Origin of the sequence: Virgifigura deserti, assembly GCA_003576685.1 — a bacterium.
GTDB lineage: Bacteria > Pseudomonadota > Alphaproteobacteria > Dongiales > Dongiaceae > Virgifigura > Virgifigura deserti.
The window spans coordinates 139,619-160,010 of sequence record QOZR01000005.1 but is presented as its reverse complement, the minus strand read 5'-3'; the positions used below and the strand labels follow the sequence as shown (position 1 = coordinate 160,010).

The 20,392-nt window shown below is 65.8% G+C and carries 20 protein-coding genes; 10 read left to right on the top strand and 10 right to left on the bottom strand.

Going from position 1 to position 20,392, the window contains the following annotated elements; translation table 11 throughout:
• Positions 1-18: 18 nt before the first annotated feature.
• Together DT069_RS10630 and DT069_RS10625 are read left to right on the top strand one after the other, a co-directional pair.
• Entirely contained in the window at positions 19-480 is a 462-nt protein-coding gene (locus tag DT069_RS10630) for a hypothetical protein (protein ID WP_119460283.1), read from the top strand.
• A 93-nt stretch (positions 481-573) separates the two neighbouring features.
• On the top strand, positions 574-2,019 hold the full coding sequence (locus DT069_RS10625; protein WP_162913124.1) for an amidase: 1,446 nt from the start codon (positions 574-576) through the stop codon (positions 2,017-2,019).
• Between the two features lie 89 nt (positions 2,020-2,108).
• On the opposite strand, the gene DT069_RS10620 is transcribed toward DT069_RS10625, so the two are convergent.
• Complete coding sequence (locus DT069_RS10620) at positions 2,109-2,870, bottom strand: NYN domain-containing protein (RefSeq protein ID WP_119460281.1); 762 nt, start codon at positions 2,868-2,870, stop codon at positions 2,109-2,111.
• A 144-nt stretch (positions 2,871-3,014) separates the two neighbouring features.
• Here DT069_RS10620 and DT069_RS10615 point away from each other — a divergent pair, with 144 nt between their 5' ends.
• Positions 3,015-3,428, top strand: coding sequence for an amidase family protein (locus DT069_RS10615; RefSeq protein WP_119460280.1), 414 nt, complete (start codon positions 3,015-3,017; stop codon positions 3,426-3,428).
• A gap of 230 nt (positions 3,429-3,658) precedes the next feature.
• Entirely contained in the window at positions 3,659-4,744 is a 1,086-nt protein-coding gene (locus DT069_RS10610) for a DUF3800 domain-containing protein (RefSeq protein ID WP_119460279.1), read from the top strand.
• Between the two features lie 186 nt (positions 4,745-4,930).
• Here the strand turns inward: DT069_RS10610 and DT069_RS10605 are convergent, their stop codons facing one another.
• The 6 genes from DT069_RS10605 to DT069_RS10580 form a co-directional block, all read right to left on the bottom strand.
• Positions 4,931-5,983: a HEPN domain-containing protein gene (locus tag DT069_RS10605; RefSeq protein ID WP_162913123.1), complete on the bottom strand. Its 1,053-nt coding sequence runs from the start codon at positions 5,981-5,983 to the stop codon at positions 4,931-4,933.
• Positions 5,984-6,339: 356 nt separating this feature from the next.
• Positions 6,340-7,149, bottom strand: coding sequence for an ABC transporter ATP-binding protein (locus DT069_RS10600; protein ID WP_119460277.1), 810 nt, complete (start codon positions 7,147-7,149; stop codon positions 6,340-6,342).
• Entirely contained in the window at positions 7,146-8,000 is an 855-nt protein-coding gene (locus DT069_RS10595; RefSeq protein WP_119460276.1) for an ABC transporter permease, read from the bottom strand. Before DT069_RS10595 ends, DT069_RS10600 begins: the two co-directional genes overlap by 4 nt.
• Positions 7,984-8,976 carry an ABC transporter substrate-binding protein gene (locus DT069_RS10590; protein WP_119460275.1) on the bottom strand — a complete coding sequence of 331 codons (993 nt, stop codon included), beginning with the start codon at positions 8,974-8,976 and terminating at the stop codon, positions 7,984-7,986. Before DT069_RS10590 ends, DT069_RS10595 begins: the two co-directional genes overlap by 17 nt.
• Positions 8,977-9,086: 110 nt before the next feature.
• A complete protein-coding gene (locus DT069_RS10585) occupies positions 9,087-9,722 on the bottom strand; it encodes a DUF1013 domain-containing protein (protein ID WP_119460274.1) in 636 nt (211 codons plus the stop codon).
• 270 nt (positions 9,723-9,992) lie between these two features.
• Positions 9,993-11,006 (bottom strand): NAD(P)H-quinone oxidoreductase, encoded by a 1,014-nt coding sequence (locus tag DT069_RS10580; protein ID WP_119460273.1) that lies wholly within the window; start codon positions 11,004-11,006, stop codon positions 9,993-9,995.
• 101 nt (positions 11,007-11,107) lie between these two features.
• On the opposite strand from DT069_RS10580, the gene DT069_RS10575 reads away from it, so the two are divergent.
• The 4 genes from DT069_RS10575 (at position 11,108) to DT069_RS10560 (ending at position 14,727) form a co-directional block, all read left to right on the top strand.
• Positions 11,108-11,293 (top strand): DUF1192 domain-containing protein, encoded by a 186-nt coding sequence (locus DT069_RS10575; protein WP_119460272.1) that lies wholly within the window; start codon positions 11,108-11,110, stop codon positions 11,291-11,293.
• Between the two features lie 46 nt (positions 11,294-11,339).
• The gene (locus tag DT069_RS10570; protein WP_119460271.1) at positions 11,340-12,125 is read left to right on the top strand and encodes a 3-hydroxybutyrate dehydrogenase; all 786 of its coding nucleotides are present in this window, start codon (positions 11,340-11,342) and stop codon (positions 12,123-12,125) included.
• 458 nt (positions 12,126-12,583) lie between these two features.
• Complete coding sequence (locus DT069_RS10565; protein ID WP_119460270.1) at positions 12,584-13,879, top strand: O-acetylhomoserine aminocarboxypropyltransferase; 1,296 nt, start codon at positions 12,584-12,586, stop codon at positions 13,877-13,879.
• Between the two features lie 5 nt (positions 13,880-13,884).
• On the top strand, positions 13,885-14,727 hold the full coding sequence (locus tag DT069_RS10560; protein WP_119460269.1) for an alpha/beta fold hydrolase: 843 nt from the start codon (positions 13,885-13,887) through the stop codon (positions 14,725-14,727).
• 25 nt (positions 14,728-14,752) lie between these two features.
• Here the strand turns inward: DT069_RS10560 and DT069_RS10555 are convergent, their stop codons facing one another.
• Entirely contained in the window at positions 14,753-15,214 is a 462-nt protein-coding gene (locus DT069_RS10555) for an Hsp20 family protein (RefSeq protein ID WP_119460268.1), read from the bottom strand.
• Between the two features lie 315 nt (positions 15,215-15,529).
• On the opposite strand from DT069_RS10555, the gene DT069_RS10550 reads away from it, so the two are divergent.
• Complete coding sequence (locus tag DT069_RS10550; RefSeq protein WP_119460448.1) at positions 15,530-15,985, top strand: DUF1465 family protein; 456 nt, start codon at positions 15,530-15,532, stop codon at positions 15,983-15,985.
• A gap of 149 nt (positions 15,986-16,134) precedes the next feature.
• Here the strand turns inward: DT069_RS10550 and rpmE are convergent, their stop codons facing one another.
• A complete protein-coding gene (rpmE, locus tag DT069_RS10545) occupies positions 16,135-16,359 on the bottom strand; it encodes a 50S ribosomal protein L31 (protein WP_119460267.1) in 225 nt (74 codons plus the stop codon).
• A 311-nt stretch (positions 16,360-16,670) separates the two neighbouring features.
• Between rpmE and DT069_RS10540 the strand changes: the two genes are divergently transcribed.
• Complete coding sequence (locus tag DT069_RS10540; RefSeq protein ID WP_425450151.1) at positions 16,671-18,530, top strand: ABC transporter transmembrane domain-containing protein; 1,860 nt, start codon at positions 16,671-16,673, stop codon at positions 18,528-18,530.
• 505 nt (positions 18,531-19,035) lie between these two features.
• On the opposite strand, the gene DT069_RS10535 is transcribed toward DT069_RS10540, so the two are convergent.
• Complete coding sequence (locus tag DT069_RS10535) at positions 19,036-20,367, bottom strand: peptidoglycan -binding protein (RefSeq protein WP_119460266.1); 1,332 nt, start codon at positions 20,365-20,367, stop codon at positions 19,036-19,038.
• Between the last annotated feature and the right edge of the window lie 25 nt (positions 20,368-20,392).

Genomic DNA, 20,392 nt, shown 5'->3' with positions numbered 1-20,392 from the left:
GGACACGCGAGAACACCCATGTCAGTTCACGACGAGCGCAACATCCTTCACATCGGTCCGCCACGACGCCAGGGCGATACGGAGATCACGCCCGCAATGGCCGAAGCCGTCGCCGCGCGCATCAGGGAAGCCGGCGGCACCCTGACCGTGTGGGCGGTGCTGCATGAGGATGTCTACGAGACAACGTTCGGAGACGGATTCTATCTGCATGTGCGCGGCATTGCGCTCGACAGCGCAGACGCGCGCAAGCTCGTCGCTCTTGCCGGCGATTCCCAGTGGGCGAAATGGCACGTCAAAAGCTATCAGCTCGGGCTGGTAAACGGCGTGCCCGCTTTCCTGGACTCGTGGCCCAAGAGCGAGGAATTCAGGATCGGGGATTTTGTGGCGATCCTTACCGAGATTCAGCCCGGCGGGACAGTCTCGAGGCTGCATGCCGGATCGGGCCGGCGCAAAGACGGTCCGCTGCTGAGCCTGCCCTGAGTACCGATGCCGCAGGCCTGGGCCGCCGCTGCGCATGATATCGAGCAGCTGCACCGGAGCCGTCTGAGTTTCCAGGAAAATTGGAGGGCCGCAATGGACCCGAAGGACTACGCCGCGACCGACGCCGTCGGCCTCGCCGACCTCATCCGCCGCCGCGAGGTCTCGGCGGAGGAAGTGACCGAAGCCGCGATCGCCGCGATCGAGCGGCTCAACCCGGCGCTGAACGCCGTGATCCGCCCGATGTTCGAGGAGGGCCGCGCCGACCTCGCCCGCGCGGATAAGGACGCGCAGCTCTACGGCGTCCCCTTCCTGCTCAAGGACATCGGCGCGGCCTATGCCGGCGTGCCGACGACGGGGGCCAGCCGCTATCTCGCCCGCCACGCCCCGCCGCCCGCCTCCGATGCCGAGCTCACGCGGCGCTACAAGGCGGCCGGGCTGGTGACGCTCGGCAAGACGAACCTGCCCGAGTTCGGCTTCAACGTGACGACCGAGCCCGCCTTGTTCGGCCCGGCGCGCAACCCCTGGAACCCGGGCCATTCGACCGGCGGCTCGTCCGGCGGGTCCGCCGCCGCGGTGGCGGCCGGCATGGTGCCGCTCGCCCACGCGACGGACGGGGCCGGCTCCATCCGCATCCCGGCCGCCTGCTGCGGCCTCGTGGGGCTCAAGCCCTCGCGCGGCGCGATGCCGGAGGGGCCGTTCGCCGCCGACATCTATGGCGGCCTCGTCTCCGAGCATGTCGTCAGCCGCACCGTCCGCGACAGCGCCGCCGCGCTCGATACGGCCTTCGGCGCCGACCCCGGCGCCCCCTACGCGGCACCATTGCGGCCCGACTCGTTCCAGCGCCTGACGGAGACGGAGCCCGGCCGCCTCCGCGTCGCGTTCTCCGCCCGCTGCCCCGGCGACGTCGCGGTCGCCCCGGCCAGCCTCCAGGCCATGACCCGCGCGGCCGAGCTGCTGGAGTCCCTCGGCCACCGGATCGAGGAGGCGGCGCTGCCGCTCGACGAGGACGACCTGCTGGCGCCGCGCCGGATCTACGCCACGCAGGTCTGCGCCCAGACGGCTGCCGACTTCGCGGCGATGGCGCGCGACCTTCCGGCGCCCCCGGACGCGCACTCGGTCGAGCCGGTCGTCTGGGCCGCGGCCGAGCGCGGCCGCACGCTCTCGGCCCTCGACTATCTCGCGGCCGAGCGCCTCAAGCATCGCCTGACCCGGCGCATGGGCGCGTTCTTCGAGGGGGTGGACGTCCTGCTGACCCCGGCCCTCGCCGGCCCGGCCCCGACCTTCGGCGCCCTGCCCACCGACACGGACGACGTCGACGCCCACGTCGCCCGCATGCTGACCTTCTCCCCCTACACGGCCCTCTTCAACGTGACCGGCCAGCCCGCGATCGCGCTGCCGCTCGCCACCGACCCCGCCGGCCTGCCGGTCGGCATCCAGCTCGCTACGAAACATGGCGCCGATGGTCTGCTGCTGCAGCTCGCCGGGCAGATCGAGCGGGCGGCGCCGTGGCGGGAGCGCCGGCCGTCGGTCCATGTCTGAATTGACGCCGGCCCGCTCCGGGCCGATCGCCCCCTTCGGCGCTTAGAGCGTGATCCGATCAGGTTGACCCAACCTGATCGGAGCGTACTCTAGGCCTTCTTCCTGGCGGCTCGCCGGGCCGGCGCCGGGGCCGGCTTGAGGCGGATGCGCACGCCCCCGCTCTCCAGCCGCTCGACCTCGAAGGCGCCGGTCTTCCGGACGAGGTCGCCCAGCTTCGCATGCCCGTAGGTCCGCGGGTCGAAATCCGGGGCAAGGTTCGGAAGCCGCTGGCCGACCCCGCCGAGGCCGACCCAGCCGTCCTCGTCATCCATCTGGGAAATGACCTTCCGCAGGAGCGGTATCGCGGCGCTGGGCGGCTGCAAGGGCTTCGCCTCGGTTGCCCGCTCGCGATCCGGCGCGGGCGCTTCGGGCAGCAGGTTCTCGGTGTAGATGAACCGGCGGCAGGCCTGGCGGAAGCTCTCCGGCGTCTTATGCGCGCCGAAGCCGAACACGTCGACGCCCTGCTCGCGAATGCGCGCGGCGAGGCGCGTGAAGTCGCTGTCCGAGGAGACGAGGCAGAACCCCTCGAACCGGCCGCTGTGTAGCAGGTCCATCGCGTCGATCACGAGCGCGATGTCCGAGGCGTTCTTCCCCGTCGTATAGGCGAAATTCTGGTGCGGGAGAATTGCGTGCTTGGACAGGATGTCGGCCCACGACTTCAGGCGCGTGCTCGAGAAATCGCCGTAGATCCGCCGGACGCTGGCTTCCCCCATCTTGGCGATTTCCTCGAAAAGCCCATCGGCGATGCGGGGCGAAGCATTGTCGGCATCGATCAGAACGGCAAGGCGGGCGGAACGAGGTTCGGAGGCCACGAGCTCTCTCCATGGGGGCGCGAAGCCTAGTGGTACGTGGCGTGGCGACCCTTTGCAAGCGCGGCCGCGTTCGGACGATCGAGCCGCACTTCGACAAGACCGAAGCGTCGGGAAAAGACGGAGAAGGAAAGATCGATTCGGGAAATGATGTCCGCCTTGGGGGCGGTCGCTCACCCCTCCGACCCGGCGCAGGGGCGCGCCTTCTTCGAGGGAGTGGACGTCCTGCTGACCCCGGCGCTCGCCGGCCCGGCGCCCAATCTCGGCGCCTTCCCCACCGCCACGGACGACGTCGAGGCCCACGTCGCCCGCATGCTGACCTTCTCGCCCTACACGGCCTTCTTCAACGTCACCGGCCAGCCGGCGATTGTGCTGCCGCTCACGACCGACCCGGCGGGCTTGCCGGTTTGGCATCCAGCTCGCCGCGCGGCATGGGGCGGATGGGTTATTGCTGCAGTTGGCCGGACAAATGGAACGGGCGGTGCCGTAGCGGGAGCGGCGGCCGATGGTGTTTGGGTGATCAAGAGACGTAGTGACAAGTGGCTTTATGATCTGCTTTAGGTTTTGATTTCCCAATGTCTGCTATTGGCATAAACAGAATTATGTGACATCTAACCTGAGGGCATTGCATGGCTTCACATAATCATCGTCGTCAAACTGTAATCGGCGATCCGAGTTAACCTCATTAAGCTTGGAGGCCAGAATCGCTGAACTTTTTCTAAATGAAACTTCTGCGCTTTTTATTTTCGATTCGGCCGTAGAAACTTAAATCGCAAAGGCCGATGTTTCCCATGCCAATAAGAACCCTCTATTTCGATGAATCAGGATTCACCGGCTACAACCTGCTTGACGGTGCCCAACCGATATTCACTGTTGCCAGTACGGACATCGACACGGTAGTGGCCGAAACAATTTTGAAAGAATCATTTCCAAAGTACCGAGGGAGTGAGTTCAAATTCGCCAACATATGGGGATCAAACAATAAGGCAGGGCTTGTCGAATTTAGTCGCCGACTCGGCGGGCTGCGTGATCATGCTTTCACGTGGATGATAGACAAGCGATTCGCTGTGCTGACCAAGATAGTCGACTTTCTGATCGAACCATATATAACCGACGCTGGGTATGATTTTTATGCGGACGGTTTTTGCTGGAAGTACGCGAACTATATCCATTTCGGGCTAATGCAGTTTGCTGCGCCAGAACTCTACGACAGCTTAGTAAAGGCCTATCAAACCTTCAGCCGAAACCCATCACCCGAACGTCTGAGTGGTTTACAAAACCAGCTTGGGATTATGGCGGCGAGTTCAGAAGAGCCGATCCGAATCTTCCTCGAGCAGATGTCGCTCGGTGCCGATCTTTTCGCCCACTACCACAACCTGGAAACCTTCAAGAAGACAAACGAGCTGCAAGTGACGAGCATACTCGCCGTCATCGCTCACTGGCGAAAGCTCTACTCTGAGGACTTTGCAGTGATTCATGACGCGTCCGCAAATTTTTTTCGTCAACGCGAGATTTGGGATCGAATCACCAACAACAACGTTCCAGCTCAGATGATGCCGCTTGGTGATGGAGCTTTAGTGCAGTATCCGTTGCGGGTTGTGTCGACAACACAGGTGAACTCTGAAGATAACTATTCGGTTCAGCTCTGCGATGTACTAGCAGGTGTCATTGCCCGCCATTTCGATATGCGGATAGATGGTGATAATCGAAAGCTGTTGGACGAAGTGATCAACGCCGGACTAAACGCAATAGAATACAACGGCATTCGTCCGAGCCAAGTTTTTCCAGATCGCATTCCGCCAAAGCGACTAGCAGGGCCTGACGTCGTCGACCGTATGACAGGGATTATATTCGGTCCTCACAACAATCCTCGATAACCAGAAGTACTTATAATTTGAGACGTGATCGGACGCTAATCGCGATAATATTGGGATCTCTAAACGCACGTATGAATTGATTGGCGGCCTCTTGCCATAACTGTATCAGGCGATTGGCGCGGATCGCCGCGAGAACGCGACGTTACGGCTACTGTGTATTGCGATCCAGTGGAGACTTGTGCCAATTCACGCTCCGCCAATTACGTACTCGGAGTCCCAGTCCGGAAATGATCCTCGTTCAATTACCTTCCGTGCGATGCTAGCGCAGATGCTATTCGCTTCTTCCAGTTTCTGCTTGGGCTCCATCGCCCTTTTCCCTTTTTCGAGGCGCCCGGAATGAACTGCTCTGGACCTTAGGTCATAAGCATCCTTCAGGACGTTGAAGGTCTTCAGTCGTTCCGCCTTGTCTCCTCCTAGAAACGCTGCTCCTCGAATGGATGCGCGAAACCTCAATTCCCCTCGGTCATTCGCGCCAAAGCCATGGAGTAGTATCACTTCGAGCGCAATACCGACGTCGATCGCACTGTCAACGATGTCTCGCTCGCGGAGCGCTTGGTTAAGCCGGTCCAAGGCGACCCGCAAAGCAGTCTTGTCGGAGGGTTCAAACCTTTCGAAACGTCGAAACAGTAGGACGACAGATTGCCCGTCCAGCGCGATAGGCTTGGAGGATGCTGTGCGGACGGCGGTTTCGAACAGCGCCCCGTCGTAAGAATAACCGATGCCACCAATGCGGTTTGCGATTTTTTGACCGAGTTGTGTCCAATATCCGATTGCCGCCACAGCACACACGCTCAATGCTGTGAGGCTACGCACAACGTCCTGCACTCGCTCACGTTGGGCTGCGACTTCGCTTGCTGTAGCATCAAACGCAATCTTAGCCGCCTCAGATCGTGAGTATAGAACTTGACGCTTCGCTTGGCGGATTCGGACCGCGGATGTCGCGGCGGTAGGAAATTGCATGAAAGCCGGCCCAGACAGGAGTTCGCGATTTTCGAAAGCACCGCTGAATACCCTCTTTTGGTGGCTGTCCGGAACATCGGACCAAGGAAGCAGGTCGATATCCGGTGCCAGATTGGTCGCTTCCGTCACTGTGACGCCTGCTAAAGCTGCATACCATTCAACCGTGCTCGCTTGGGAGTTTGCAAATGCTTGTGCCTCGGCGATGAGAGGGCCAACGGATTCACCGTCAATCGCACTCTGAACCAGGATATGGGGAAGCATTTGGTCCTGCACAGCCATTCCCATTCCACCGTACTGAAGCCATCCATCCCGAAGATTTCCAAATGATGTGTCGTTTCGGAAGGTATCTCTCAGCTTCGCCGCACTGCTTTCGGATGAGTGCATAGATCGTGTAATCGCGATACTCCGCTCGCTCGGCGGGGCTGCCCTCAGCATCGGCATAGCTTCGAGCAATTCATGGACAGCCTGCTCCGCAAGGTGCGCGATGCCCTTATCTATTTGGGATTCAGTCGGCATAGTCCGAACTTACTAAAGAGCGATCCTTCGGTCAGCCGCGCCACTCACCGTGCAAGGGGCCTGCATCCGCTTCGGGTCAATTCCAAACTCAACTTCCAACCATCTCGCAACTGCGAAGCTCACCCCTCCGCCAATGCCTCATCCATCTCCGCCGCCCTGATCGACTCCTCCCGAATGCTCTTTAGCACCCGGCGGTGCAGCTCCAAAAACTCCGCCGACGTGGTGATGTCATAGCGCCGCGGGCGGGCCAGCGGGATGGGGATGGTTTCCTTGATGCGGCCGGGCGCGTTGCTCATGATCGCCACCCGGTCGGACAGATAAACGGCCTCCTCGACGTCGTGGGTGATGAACAGCACGGTCAGGCGGTGCCGCTCCCAGATCCGCGTGAGCAGCTCCTGCATATGGTGCCGGGTCAGCGCGTCGAGCGCGCCGAACGGCTCGTCCATCAACAGCATCTTCGGCCGGTAGGAGAGGGCGCGAGCGAGCGCCACCCGCTGCTTCATGCCGCCGGAGAGCTGGTTGGGAAAGGCGTCGGCGAAGCGGTCGAGGCCGACCAGCGCCAGATGCTCGCGCGCCCGCTCGCGCAGCTCGGCGCCCTTGCTTCCGGCGGCCCGCAGCGCGAACTCGACATTCTGCTGCGCGGTCAGCCAGGGCAGGAGCGTATAGCTCTGGAACACCACGCCGCGGTCGCGGCCGGGCCCCTCGACCGGCTGGCCGTCGACCAGAACCTCGCCGGTGTCGAAGTCCTGCAGCCCGGCGACGATCATCAAGAGCGTGCTCTTGCCACAGCCCGAGGTGCCGACCAGCGAGACGAACTCGTTCTCGGCGATGGCGAGGTCGACGCCGTCGAGCGCCAGCACGGCTTGCCCCCGCCGGCGGAACTCCTTGGAGAGGCCGGAGATCTGGAGCTTGGGCTGTTCTACGTTCATCGCCGCGCCTCCGCATAGCGGAACAGGCGGCGCGACACCGCCTTCATCGCCTGATCGCTGATCAGGCCGAAGCAGCCGAGCACCAGGATATAGCCGATGATCGTGTCGGTCTGGAAAAAGCGCTGGGCGGTCACGATGCGATAGCCGAGGCCTGAGGTCGCGGCGACCAGCTCGGCCAGCACCAGCCAGGTCCAGGCCCAGCCGAGGCTGATCCGCAGAGAGTCCCAGATGCCGGGGAGCGCGCTCGGCACCACGATGCGGGTCAGGATCTTGCGCTCCGGCATCTCCAGCGTGCGGCCGAGGTCGATGAAGTCCCACGGCACGCGCTTCACATTGTCCATGATCAGCAGGACCTGCTGGAAGAAGGTGCCGATCCAGATGATCAGGAACTTCTGCGGGTCCTCGGTGCCGACCCACAGGATGGTCAGCGGCACGAAGGCGACCACGGGCATGTAGCGGATGAAGTCCACCACCGGCTCGATCGCCGCCTCCCACACCCGATAGCTGCCGATCAGCACGCCGATCGGCACGGCCAGCCCCGTCGCGATCAGGAAGCCGACCATGATGCGGTAGATGCTGATCCCGGCGTCTTCCCAGAGCTGACCATTGAGCGCCAGCGTGACCAGCCGGCCGAAGACCTGCCCCGGCCCCGGAAGGAACAGCGGCGCGACCAGCCCGCTCGCCGTCACCGCCCACCAAGCTGCCAGCAGCCCGGCGAAGACGAGGACGGCGATCCCGACGAACTGCGGCGTCGTCAGCTCCGCCGTCAGGCGGAAGGGGGAGGAGGGGCGCCGCTTACGGCGAGGGGCGGCGCCCGATGTGGTCAGCCCATCCCTATTGGGCAGCGGCATCGACGAATCTGCCCTCGATCAGCGCCTCGGCGTCGACGTCGTCGGTCAGGATACCGGCCTTGGTCGCCGCCTCCTCGACCTCGGGAACGACCTTCCCGGCATAATCGCCGGTGAGCTGCTCCTGGTTCTCTTCCAGGGAATAGAATTCGACGCCCTCGAAGGCGGTCTCCAGATCCTCCGGCGGCGCGCCCACCGCCTCGGCGATGATCGCGCGGCCTTCGGTCTCGTCGGCGCGATAGGTGGCCAGCGCCTCGTCCCAGGCGCGCAGCAGCGCGGCGACCTGGCCCGGCCGCTCGTTCAGCACGTCCTCGCGGACGATCAGCACGTCGCTGATCAGGCCCGGATTCTCGCCGGCGGTGTACAGCAGCTTGGCCTCCGGGTCCTGCGCCAGCGCCAGCGTCAGATAGGGCTCGTAGGTAACGGCCACCGGCACCTGTCCGCCGATCAGCGCGGCGCCGGCGTCGGCCGCCGGCATCGGCACCCGCTGAATGTCCTCGATGCTCATGCCGTTCTGCGCCAGGGCGTAGTTCAGCAGGATGTCGCTCGTCGTGCCCTCCTCATAGGCAACCTTCTTGCCTTCCAGGTCGGCCACGGAGGCGATGTCGCCGCCGGCGATGATCGCGTCGGCCGTGGTGCTGACGTCGAGCAGCATGACGATCTTGATCGGCACGCCGGCCGCGGCGATCGCCAGCGCCGTGTGCGTCGCGACGTTCGCCGCGTCGAGCTGGCCGCTCGCCAGCGCCGCGTTCACGTCGGCATCGGTCGTGAAATTGACCAGCTCGACCTCTTCCAGGCCGTTCGCCGCGAACAGGTCCTTGGCCGCCGCGACATGCCACTGGCCATAGCCCAGCCAGGGCTGCAGTCCCATCCGGATCTCCCCGGCCTCCGGCTCGGCCGGAATCTCCTGCGCCGGAGCAGCGGAAGCGGTTGCCAAAAGAAGTGCGCCCGCAAGGGCGCCGAAAGTGACCTTATTCATCCCTGCCTCTTTGCCGATAGGTTTTTGAACCACAGAGACGTGAGAGGCACAGAGGATTTCATTTCCTCTCTGTGTCTCTGTGGTCATCTTCCCCTTCGCGGGGCGCGGCGCTACTCCTGCAGCGAGCCGCTGAAATCGAAGCCGCCCGCCTTGGGCCGCGGCTCGTCGGGAACGCCATCGGGAGCGCCACCGTCATGCGGCACGATCCGCTCGCCGGACTTCTCGAGCGTCTTGCGCGCCTTCAGCACCACGCTGTTCAAGTCGCTCTGGGTGCAGAGGCCGAGCAGGACCGGGTCGCGCGGCCGCAGGTTCGGCGAGTTCCAGTGGGTGCGGTCGCGCACCGCCGCGATCGTCTGCTTGGTCGTGCCGATCAGCTTCGAGATCTGCGCTTCCGACAGCTCCGGATGGTGGCGCAGCAGCCAGGCGACGGCGTCGGGCTTGTCCTGCCGCTTCGAGATCGGCGTGTAGCGCGGGCCCTTGGTGCGGGTCGCCGGCATCGGGATGTCCTGCTTCGCCATCTTCAGCCGCGCCGACGGGTCGCCCTCGCAGCGCTTGATCTCCTCCGAGGTGAGCTGGCCGTTGGCGGTCGGGTCCAGCCCGACGATGCCGATCGCGACCTCGCCGTCGGCGATCCCTTGCACCTCGAGCGGATGCAGGTTGCAGAAAGCGGCGATCTGCTCGAACGTGAGCGCCGTGTTCTCGATCAGCCAAACGGCGGTTGCCTTCGGCATCAGAAGCTGTGCCATAATACCTCCTGGTATCAACTTTCGTAGAAAGTTGTTACCTCAGTTAAGTTAGGTACCTGATCGTGCGATCAGGTACCGGTCGGACGCCCTGTTTTCGGTAATCGGCCCGCGCCGAACCGGCGGGCGACCGTGAATTCTCCCCCTTATATAAGGGTAGGCCCCCGCGAGAGAAGCGAAACCTAAGAAAAGCGTCGCAGATCGAGCGGTCTGTTTGCGAATTCCCCCTCCCGCAAGGGTGGGAGATTCATGAGATGAACCTCGCAGGTCCGCCTAGCCGCTCGCCCCGACCGTCAGCACGATCTTGCCGATATGGGCGCTCGATTCCATCAGCCGGTGGGCCTCGGCCGCTTCGGCCAGAGCGAATGTGGCGTGCAGGACCGGCTTCACCTTGCCGGCCTCGATCAGCGGCCAGACCTTCTCCTTCAGCGGCCGGGCGATCGCCGCCTTGTCGACCACCGGCCGGGCGCGCAGGGTCGAGCCCGTCAGGGTCTGGCGCTTCAGCATCATCGGCATCAGGTTGAGTTCCACCTTGCTGCCCTTCAGGAAGGCGATCTGGACCAGCCGCCCCTCCACGGCGAGCGCCTTCAGGTTCCGCGCCACGTAATCGCCGCCGACCATGTCGAGGATCACGTCGACGCCGGTGCCCTCCGTCATCTCCTTCACGACCTCGACGAAATCCTCGCTGCGATAGTTGATCGCCCGGTCGGCGCCAAGCTCCTTGCAGGCGGCGCATTTCTCGTCGCTGCCGGCGGTGGCGAACACCGTCGCGCCGAACTGGTGCGCGAGCTGGATCGCCGTGGTCCCGATCCCGCTCGATCCGCCATGAACCAGGAAGCTCTCGTCCGGCTGCAGCCGGGCCCGATCGAACACGTTGCTCCAGACGGTGAAGAAGGTCTCGGGCAGCGCCGCCGCCTGGGTCATGTCGAGGCCCTTCGGCACCGGCAGGCATTGCGGCGCCGGGGCGAGGCAGTACTCGGCATAGCCGCCGCCCGTGACCAGCGCGCAGACCGAATCGCCGACCTTCCATTCGTCGACCTCGGGACCCACCGCCGCGACGCGGCCGGCGATCTCCAGCCCCGGGATGTCCGAGGCGCCCCGCGGCGGCGGATAGCCGCCCTCGCGCTGCAGCAGGTCCGGCCGGTTCACCCCCGCCGCGGCGACCGCGATCAGCACCTCGCCGGGCGCGGGCTGCGGCACCGGGCGGCTCTTCGGCACGAGGACCTCAGGGCCGCCGGGCTGGGTGATCTCGATGACGGTCATGCTGGCGGGAATGGCGTCGCTCATCTCGGGGACCCTTCGGCTGGCTATGGCATGTCGGGCGGAAGGACTACTATTGTTGGACCGAAGGGACAACCCAAACCGCACGGAGACGCTGGAGCACCGCCATGGAATTCGAGGATCTGGAGCCGCGCAAGGCCGCCCCGAAGCCGAAGGATCTGGACGCGCTCTCGGTCGAGGAGCTTACGGACTATATCGCCGCGCTCGAGACCGAGATCGCCCGGGCCAAGGCGAAGATCGCGGCCAAGGAGGCGCATCGGACCGGCGCCGCCGCCCTGTTCAAGACCTCCTGACAGTCAAAACCCCTTGGCCGCATTGCAGAGGAAGGAAATCGGCAAAATGACATTGCGAGGAAAATCCGCCGTCGTCACCGGCTCCACAAGCGGCATAGGGCTCGGCATCGCCACGGCGCTCGCGCGCCAGGGCGCGGCCGTGATGCTGAACGGCTTCGGCGAGGCCGGGGTGATCGAGACGATCCGCGACGGCTTGGCGGAGCGCAGCGGCGCGCCCGTCGGCTTCCACGGTGCCGACATGACGAAGCCGGCGGAGATCGCCGACCTCATGGCTGCGGCGGCGGATGCGCATGGCCCGGTCGACATCCTGGTCAACAATGCCGGGATCCAGCATGTCGATCCGATCGAGCGGTTCCCGGCGGAGCGCTGGGACGCGGTCATCGCGGTCAACCTCTCCTCGGCCTTCCACACGATCCAGGCGGCCCTGCCCGGCATGCGGGCGGGCGGCTGGGGGCGGATCGTCAACATCGCCTCGGCGCACGGCCTCGTCGCCTCGGCGCAGAAATCCGCCTATGTGGCGGCGAAGCACGGGCTGATCGGGCTGACCAAGACCGTCGCCCTGGAGGCGGCGGGCAGCGGCGTGACCTGCAACGCGATCTGCCCCGGCTGGGTCCTGACGCCGCTGGTCCAGCGGCAGATCGATAACCGGGCGCGCGACCAGGGCCTGTCCGTCGAGGCGGCGGAGCGCGACCTCCTCGCCGAGAAGCAGCCCTCCGGCCGGTTCGTCACGCCGGAACAACTCGGCGAGGTGACGCTTTTTCTGTGTTCCGAGGCGGCGTCACAGATGACCGGCTCGTCGCTGTCGATCGACGGCGGCTGGACCGCACAATAGAAAAGGTCTCCCCAAATAAAGGCTTGCGGTCGGATGGACGATGCGGCGGATCCAATCTTGCCGATCGCGCCGCGCCGTCCATCTTAATTAATGTTTAAGAGATTTTCTCTAGGGTCACTTCTAGACGGTCCGTGACTGGACTTTCTCTTGGATCACATCCGATCCTTGTTGACGCCTCCCTGTCTAACTCGAAGCCGCCGGCCTTGGCCGGCGGCCTTTTCTTTTCGGGTGTGCCGCAAATCAGCGTAAACGAGGTGTGAATCGGCTCTTGACGGGTCGCGCACGGGGTCATAACGTTGGCTTCCGGCAAGTTGGACAGGTTGAGGCAAAAAAATAAGGAGGGCCGCGGCCCAGCTGGGGGCAAGCGGCCCTCTGCTTTTTTGACCCGCTATTCCCTGGTGGCTGTTCCCTAGTGGCTGTTCCTTGTCTCCGGCTTCGTCGACCCTGATCGATCCACCATGGCCGATCCGAAATTCCTCCAGTTCGATACGCTGAGCCTGCATGCGGGGCAGCAGCCGGATGCGACGACCGGTGCGCGGGCCGTGCCCATCTATCAGACCACGTCCTACCTGTTCCGCGACACCGACCATGCGGCGGCATTGTTCAACCTGGAGACGCCGGGCCATCTCTATTCGCGGATCTCCAACCCGACGGTCGCGGTCCTGGAGGAGCGGCTCGCCGCGCTGGAAGGCGGCGTCGGCGCGGTCTGCACCGCCAGCGGCCAGGCGGCGCTGCATCTCGCGATCGTGACCCTGATGGGGGCGGGGGGCCATATCGTGGCCTCGGCCTCCCTCTATGGCGGCAGCGTCAATCTCCTGAAGCTGACGCTGCCGCGCTTCGGCATCACCAGCAGCTTCGTCCATCCGCGCGACCTGGACGGCTTCCGTGCCGCCATCCGGCCCGAGACCCGGCTGGTCTTCGCCGAGACCCTCGGCAATCCCGGCCTGGAGGTCCTAGATATCGAGGCGGTGGCGGAGATCGCCCATGCGGTGCAGGTTCCGCTGCTGATCGACTCCACCTTCTCGACGCCTTATCTCAACCGTCCGATCGAGCATGGCGCGGATCTCGTGATGCACTCGGCCACCAAATGGCTCGGCGGGCATGGCGTGGCGATCGGCGGCGTCATCGTCGATGGCGGCCGGTTCGACTGGCAGGCAACGGCCAAGTTTCCGACGCTGACCGAGCCCTATGCCGGCTATCACGGCCTCGACTTCGCGGAGGAATACGGCCCGCAGGCCTTCATCATGCGCGCCCGGGCGGAGGGATTGCGCGATTTCGGCGCCTGCCTCAGCCCGACCAACGCCTTCCACATCCTGCAGGGCGTCGAGACCCTGCCGGTACGCATGGCCCGCCATGTCGAGAACGCCCGGCGGGTCGCCGACTTCCTCGCGCAGCATGCGGCGGTCGCCTGGGTCAACTATCCCGGCCTCGACAGCCACCCGGACCATGCTCTCGCCGCCCGGCTGTTCCCGAAGGGCTGCGGCTCGATCATCAGCTTCGGCGTCGAGGGCGGCCGCCCCGCCGGTCGGCGCTTCGTCGAGCATCTGCGGCTGGCCTCGCATCTCGCGAATGTCGGCGACGCCAAGACGCTGGTGATTCATCCGGCCAGTACCACCCATCAGCAGATGGACGCGAAGGCGCTGGCCGCCGCCGGGGTCGGCGAGGACATGATCCGGCTGTCGGTCGGCATCGAGGACGCCGCCGATATCATCGACGACCTAGCCCAGGCGCTGCGCGCGTCGCAGAAGGGTTAGAGGCGGTGCAGATCCGCGTCAACGGCCGGACGGTATTCGCGGTCACCGGCGGGCGCCCGTTCGACGCCGCCAAGCCCGCCGTTCTATTCCTGCACGGGGCGGGCATGGACCATACGGTCTGGAGTCAGCAGAGCCGCTATGTCGCGCATCATGAGCGGGCGGTGCTGACTGTCGACCTGCCCGGCCATGGCCGGTCCGACGGACCGGCGCTGCCGTCCGTTCCGGAGCTGGCCGACTGGGTCGTCCGCCTGCTCGATGCCGCCGGTCTCGAGCGGGCCGCGCTGGTCGGGCACAGCATGGGCGGGCTGGTCGCCCTGGCCGCCGCCGCCGCATCACCGGCTCGCGTCGCCGCCCTGGCCCTGCTCGGGATCGCCGCCCGCATGCCGGTCCATCCCGACCTGTCGGCGGCAGCGCGGGCCGGCGATCATCGGGCGCAGGAACTCATCGTGTCCTGGGGCTACGGCCCTGCCGGGCGGGTCGGCGGCCAGCCGGCGCCCGGCCTCTGGCTGGCGGGGGGCGGGATGCGCCTGCTGGAGCGGGCGGGGCAGGGCGTGCTGGCGACGGACCTCGCCGCCTGCGACGCCTATGACGGCGCTGAAGAGGCGGCAGCGCGCGTCGCCTGCCCGACGCTGTTCCTGCTCGGCGCGGAGGACCGCATGGCCCCGCCGGCGAAGGCCCGCGCGCTGGTCGAGGCGATTCCGGACGCGGACAGCGTCATTCTGGCGGACGCTGGCCACATGATGATGGTCGAGCGGCCGGAGGCCGTCACCGCGGCCTTGTGGCGCTTCCTACCCTCTGCGGCAAACGAAAAAAGCCGGGCGGAAGAAGCTCCGCCCGGCTCGGGTTGACTGCCTGTTTTGTCGGTTCAGGCGGTTAGGCCGCCTTGTTTTCGATCACCTGCGCCTTGTCCGCCTTGGCCTCGATCTTGATGCTGCGCGGCTTCATTGCCTCGGGGATCTCCCGGACGAGCTCGACATGCAGCAGACCGTTGGCCAGGCTCGCACCCGTGACCTTGATGTGTTCGGCAAGCTCGAACCGGCGCTCGAAGGCGCGGCCGGCGATGCCGCGATACAGGAACTTCCGCTCCTCTTCCGGCTTGTCGACCTTGCCGGAGATCACCAGCGAATTCTCCTGGGCGGTGATGTTCAGGTCATCCTCGCCGAAGCCGGCCACCGCCATGGTGATCCGGTAGGCATTCTCGCCGGTCTTCTCGATATTGTAGGGCGGGTAGGAGAGCGCACTGTCGTCGAGCCGGGTCGCGGCGTCGAGCAGGCGCGTCATCCGGTCGAATCCGACCGTGGAGCGGAACAGGGGACTCAGATCGTAATTTCGCATGCCATATCCTCCATTGAGCAACATGGTTAAACGGGCACAATTCTGCCGACCCGTTGGATCTCCGGCCGGACCCTTCAAGGCATCCGGCCGCAGCCCTGAGATAAGCAGGGTCCCAGACATTTCAAGAGGGTCCGGAAGAGCCCGGTTGGCCGGGCGCCCCTGGCCAACCGGCTTGCCTTGCCGGTAAAGGGCCGGTAAAGGGGATGTTAATGGCAGCGACTTAGCATCGGCCGCCGACAGACTTCGATTCGCGGCAGATCGCAATTCAAGGAACAGCCGGGGAGTGACTTCGGCGTGAACAACGGCAGGGCGTCCGTGTCCTTTTTTGACCGGACCTTCGACGAGGCGCTCAACCTGCTTGTCGAGGCGCGCAACTACATCGCCACGCGGGACAGGCTGGGTGCGAGCGAGCCGCGACCGCTGATCCAGCTCGTGATGAGCTGCGAGACCATGCGCCTCACGGCCAGGATGACCCAGATCATGGCATGGCTGCTGGTTCAGAAGGCCGTTCTTGCCGGCGAGATGACGGCGGCCGAGGCGACACGCCCGGAGCACCGGCTCGGCGGCCGCGAGGTCTGCACGACCCGAGACAGCTGGGGCGATCTGGTTCTGCCGCCGCAGCTGCAGGACCTGCTCGACCGCAGCTTCAATCTCTATACCCGCATCGCGCGTCTCGACGAGATGGTGGACCTGCGCGCCGAGGGCGAGGCCGCGGACCAGCCGCCGCTGAGCCTGCCGGCCCGGGAGTCGCAGCCGAAGTCCGTGGATTAAGGGCGCAGTCGGACGAAAACCCTCATCCGCATCGTAGGGGCCGCATCGTAGGGGCCGGGTGTAGGGCGCCCCTTCGTGGGCGCCCTCCTGGCTGGCATCCGAACCGGACGGCCACAAGAGAGCCGCCCCTGCCAGATACCGGCCGGCCGCTACTTCTTGAGGCCGAGCCCCTGGAACCGCTTGTTGAACTTGGCGAGCTGACCGCCGCTGTCGAGCAGGCGATGAACGCCGGTCCAGGCCGGGTGCGACTTGGGATCGATGTCGAGCCGCAACGTATCGCCCGCCTTGCCCCAGGTTGACCGGGTCGTGAAGCTGTTGCCGTCGGTCATCAGGACGGTAATTTCGTGGTAGTCGGGATGGATGTCTTTCTTCATGGCGCCGCTCCTTCAGGACGCGGTTATATAGCGAAGCCGCTCCGGCGAGGCAAGCGCCGCGGTGCCTTGTCCCGACCCCCGCTTGCCATTCCGGTAGGCCTGGGATAGGGATAGCCGCCGGTTTGCCGTGCCGATGTCCTTGCCTGAACGGATTTTTACCATGGGTGTTCCGGCGTGCGGGGCGTCGCGATCCGGCCATCCGCACCCCCAGCCCCGCGAGTGAAACGAGTGTCCGGACAGCCAGTCTCCGCAGTCCTTCTCCATCGGGTTCGATGATGCGACAGAACACCGGACGTGCCTCCGGCCCGGCCATGCCGGCTTCTGTGCCTACCCCTGGGGCCGAAAACGCCGCTGACCGGCCGTCCAGCCGCCGGCTGTCGCGGCTCCGCCACCTGGCCGGCTTCCTGGCGCCTTACAAGCTGCCGCTCGTGGGAGCGCTCCTGTCGCTCACCGTCGCCGCCGGGACGGTGCTCGCCCTGGGGCACGGGCTCCGCACGCTGGTCGACGAGGGGTTCGGGGCCGGCGATGCGGCGCTTCTCGACCGGGCCGTGGTGATTCTGTTCGTCGTGACGACTCTCCTGGCCGCCGCCACCTTCGGCCGCTTTTATCTCGTCTCTTGGGTGGGTGAGCGGGTCGTCGCCGACATCCGCCGCGCGGTCTTCGACCGTGTCGTCCGTCTCAGTCCGCGGTTCTTCGAGGTGACCCGAACCGGCGAGGTTCTGTCGCGGCTGACGACCGATACCACGCTGTTGCAGGTGGTCGTGGGGTCGTCGGTCTCCGTCGCGCTACGGAACATGCTGCTGCTGATCGGCGGCACGGTCATGCTGGTCGTCACCAGCCCGAAGCTGACCGGCCTCGTCTTCCTCGTGGTGCCGCTCGTCCTGTTGCCGATTCTCCTGTTCGGCCGGAAGGTCCGGCGCCTCTCGCGCGCCAGCCAGGATCGCGTCGCCGACGTCAGCGCCTATGCCGACGAGACGCTGCATGCGATGCAGACGGTCCAGGCCTTCGGCCATGAGCCGGTGGATCGCGCCCGGTTCGCCGCGCGGATCGAGGCCGCCTTCGGCACCGCCGTCGCGCGCATCCGCGCCCGCGCCATCCTCACCGCGGTGGTGATCCTTCTGGTCTTCGGCGCCGTCAGCACGATCCTGTGGATCGGCGGCCATGACGTGCTGGCCGGGCGGATCAGCCCGGGCCAGCTCTCCGCCTTCGTCTTCTATGCCATCGTCGTCGCCGGGTCGGTCGGCGCGATCAGCGAGGTGATCGGCGATCTGCAGCGCGCGGCGGGCGCGATGGAGCGGCTGCTGGAGCTGCTCGGGACCGAGCCCGAGATCACCGAGCCGGCGCGGCCCGTGGCATTGCCGGAGCCGCCGCGCGGCGCCGTCGCGTTCCGCGGCGTGCTGTTCCATTACCCCTCGCGGCCGGACGGCGCTGCGCTTGAGGGGATCGACCTAGCCGTCGCGCCGGGCGAGAAGCTGGCGCTGGTCGGCCCGTCGGGCGCCGGCAAGACGACGGTCTTCCAGCTCCTGCTGCGGTTCTACGATCCGCAGGCCGGCGAGGTCCGGCTCGACGGGGTCGATCTCCGCGCGGCCGACCCGGCGGCGGTCCGCGCCCGGATCGGGCTGGTCCCGCAGGAGCCGGTGATCTTCGCGGCCGATGCCTGGGAGAACATCCGCTATGGTCGGCCGGACGCGTCGGAGGCGGAGATTCGCGCCGCGGCCACAGCGGCCTACGCCACCGAGTTCCTCGACCGCCTGCCGCAGGGCTTCGCGACCCATCTCGGCGAGCGGGGCGTGCGGCTGTCGGGCGGGCAGAAGCAGCGCATCGCGATCGCCCGGGCGATCCTGCGCGATCCGGCCGTCCTGCTCCTGGACGAGGCGACCAGTGCGCTCGACGCCGAGAGCGAGCGCATGGTGCAGCAGGCGCTCGATAAGCTGATGGTCGGGCGCACGACCCTGGTCATCGCCCACCGCCTCGCCACCGTGCTGAAATGCGACCGCATCCTGGTGATGGATCGCGGCCGCATCGTGGCCTCCGGCACTCATGCGGAGCTGATCCGCCAAGGCGGCCTCTACGCCCGCCTCGCCGCCCTCCAGTTCGACCAGGCCGAGGCGCTGGCGGGTCAGGGGAGCGACCGCCCCCCTGACCGTAGCCCGGATCGGGCGGTGTCCTAGGGGCGGGGCTGAAACGGGGCGATTCGCCTAGCCTATAAAGCCGAGATGCCACCGGTGCGCCCACACCGGCCGGCGAAGCTGCAGTGGGACTTGGCGCGTTGCCGTTCCGCTGCGGTTCGGGCAGCGCGGGGCGCGGCTGGCGTGCATGTTCAGGAGATGATATCGGCCGGCAACTTCGCGCCGGCAATGCCGGCGTGATCTTCTATACGGACCTCCTGCTCCCGGTGATCGGGTTCCTATTCCTGTGGTTGCAAGCTCATCCCGGTGAGGACGCGACCCGCAGGTTGGTAGGGGCCTGGCCCGTTATCGGTCACCGGTCAGCTTGGGTAGGCTCGGATGAAGGCGAATCGCCGCGCGCGTGATCGCGACGGTGCGTCTATGTGGAGCGTCCCAGCGATGGCGCTCAAGCATGCGCGGGCGGACTGTTGCAAAAGCGACATTTCCCATGTCGCTTTCCCCTTTGCATGGGGTTATTTTTCGATTTCGACGAAGAGGCCCCGCACCCCTACCGCTGATCCAGCTTCAGCTCGATGCGGCGGTTGCGGCGGTGGGCGATCTCGTCGTCCCCTGGGTCGAGCGGGTAGTAGGCGCCGAAGCCGGCGGGCACCATGCGCTCGGACGGCACGCCCTGGCTCTCCAGGAAGCGGACCACGGAGATGGCGCGGGCCGTCGACAGATGCAGGTTCGACGGGAACTCGGGCGTGTTGATCGGCCGCTTGTCGGTATGGCCGTCCACCCGAAGCAGCCACTCGATGTCGTCCGGGATCTTCGCGGCGATCTCCAGCAGCGTGTCTGCGAACCGGGCGAGCTGCTCGCGGCCGGCCGGCTCGAGGTCCGCCGAACCCGACTCGAACAGCACCTCGGACTGGAAGACGAAGCGATCATTGACGATCTGGATGTCCTGCCGGTCACCGAGGACCTCGCGCAGCCGCCCGAAGAACTCCGAGCGGTAACGCGCCAGCTCCTCGACCTTGCTGGCGAGCGCGAGATTGAGGCGGCTGCCGAGGTCGGCGATCTGGACCTCCTGCTCCCTGGCTTTCGCCTCGGAGGCCTCGAGCGCCGCCGCGAGGCGCGAGAGCTGCGCCCGCACGGAGTCGAGCTGGCGGTTCAGGATCGCGACTTGGCGCCGCGATTCCTCGGAGATCTCGCGCTCGGCGGCGAGCTCCTGCTCGGCCTGCTCCGTCGTCGTCAGGACCTTCGCCTCGAGTTCGTCGCGCAGGCTTTCCAGCGTCGCGATATCGCCGAGCATTGCCTCGATCTTGGCGCGGTCGGCCTCGATCACCTTGTAGGCGTCCTCGAGCTCCGCCTCGACCTTCGCCTTCGCCTCAGTGGTCGTTTCCAGCCGCCGGTCAGCCTCCTCCAGCTCCGCGGTCGCCTGGGCAAGGCTGGAGTCGAGCTTGTCGCGCTCGGCGAGGAGCACGGCGAGCCGCTCGTCCATCGCCTTGCGGGCCGCCTCGATTTCCGCCTGGCTGGCGTTGGCTTCGGCCAAGCTGGCGGCGAGTGCGTCCCGCTCGCCGATCACGACCGTCAGCTGACGGTTCAGGTTGTCCCGCGCCGTGATCGAGTTCTGCAGCTCGGACGACAGCTCGGCCATGTTGATCCTGAGATCGGCGCTGCTCGCGCGCTCGAGCGAGAGCAGCTCGCTCAATTCCGTGACCTGCCGGTTCAGGCGCTCGAGCGCCTGTTCGCGGCCGCTTAGGGCATTACTCAGAAAGAACTGTGAGATGACGAAGACCATCAGCACGAAGATGATGACCATCAGCAACGTGCTGAGGACATCCACATATCCCGGCCAGATGTCGAAGGAGCGGTTGGTCCTGCGTCCTTGAAGGGCCATGGCGATTTATCCTCAGGATTCCCGT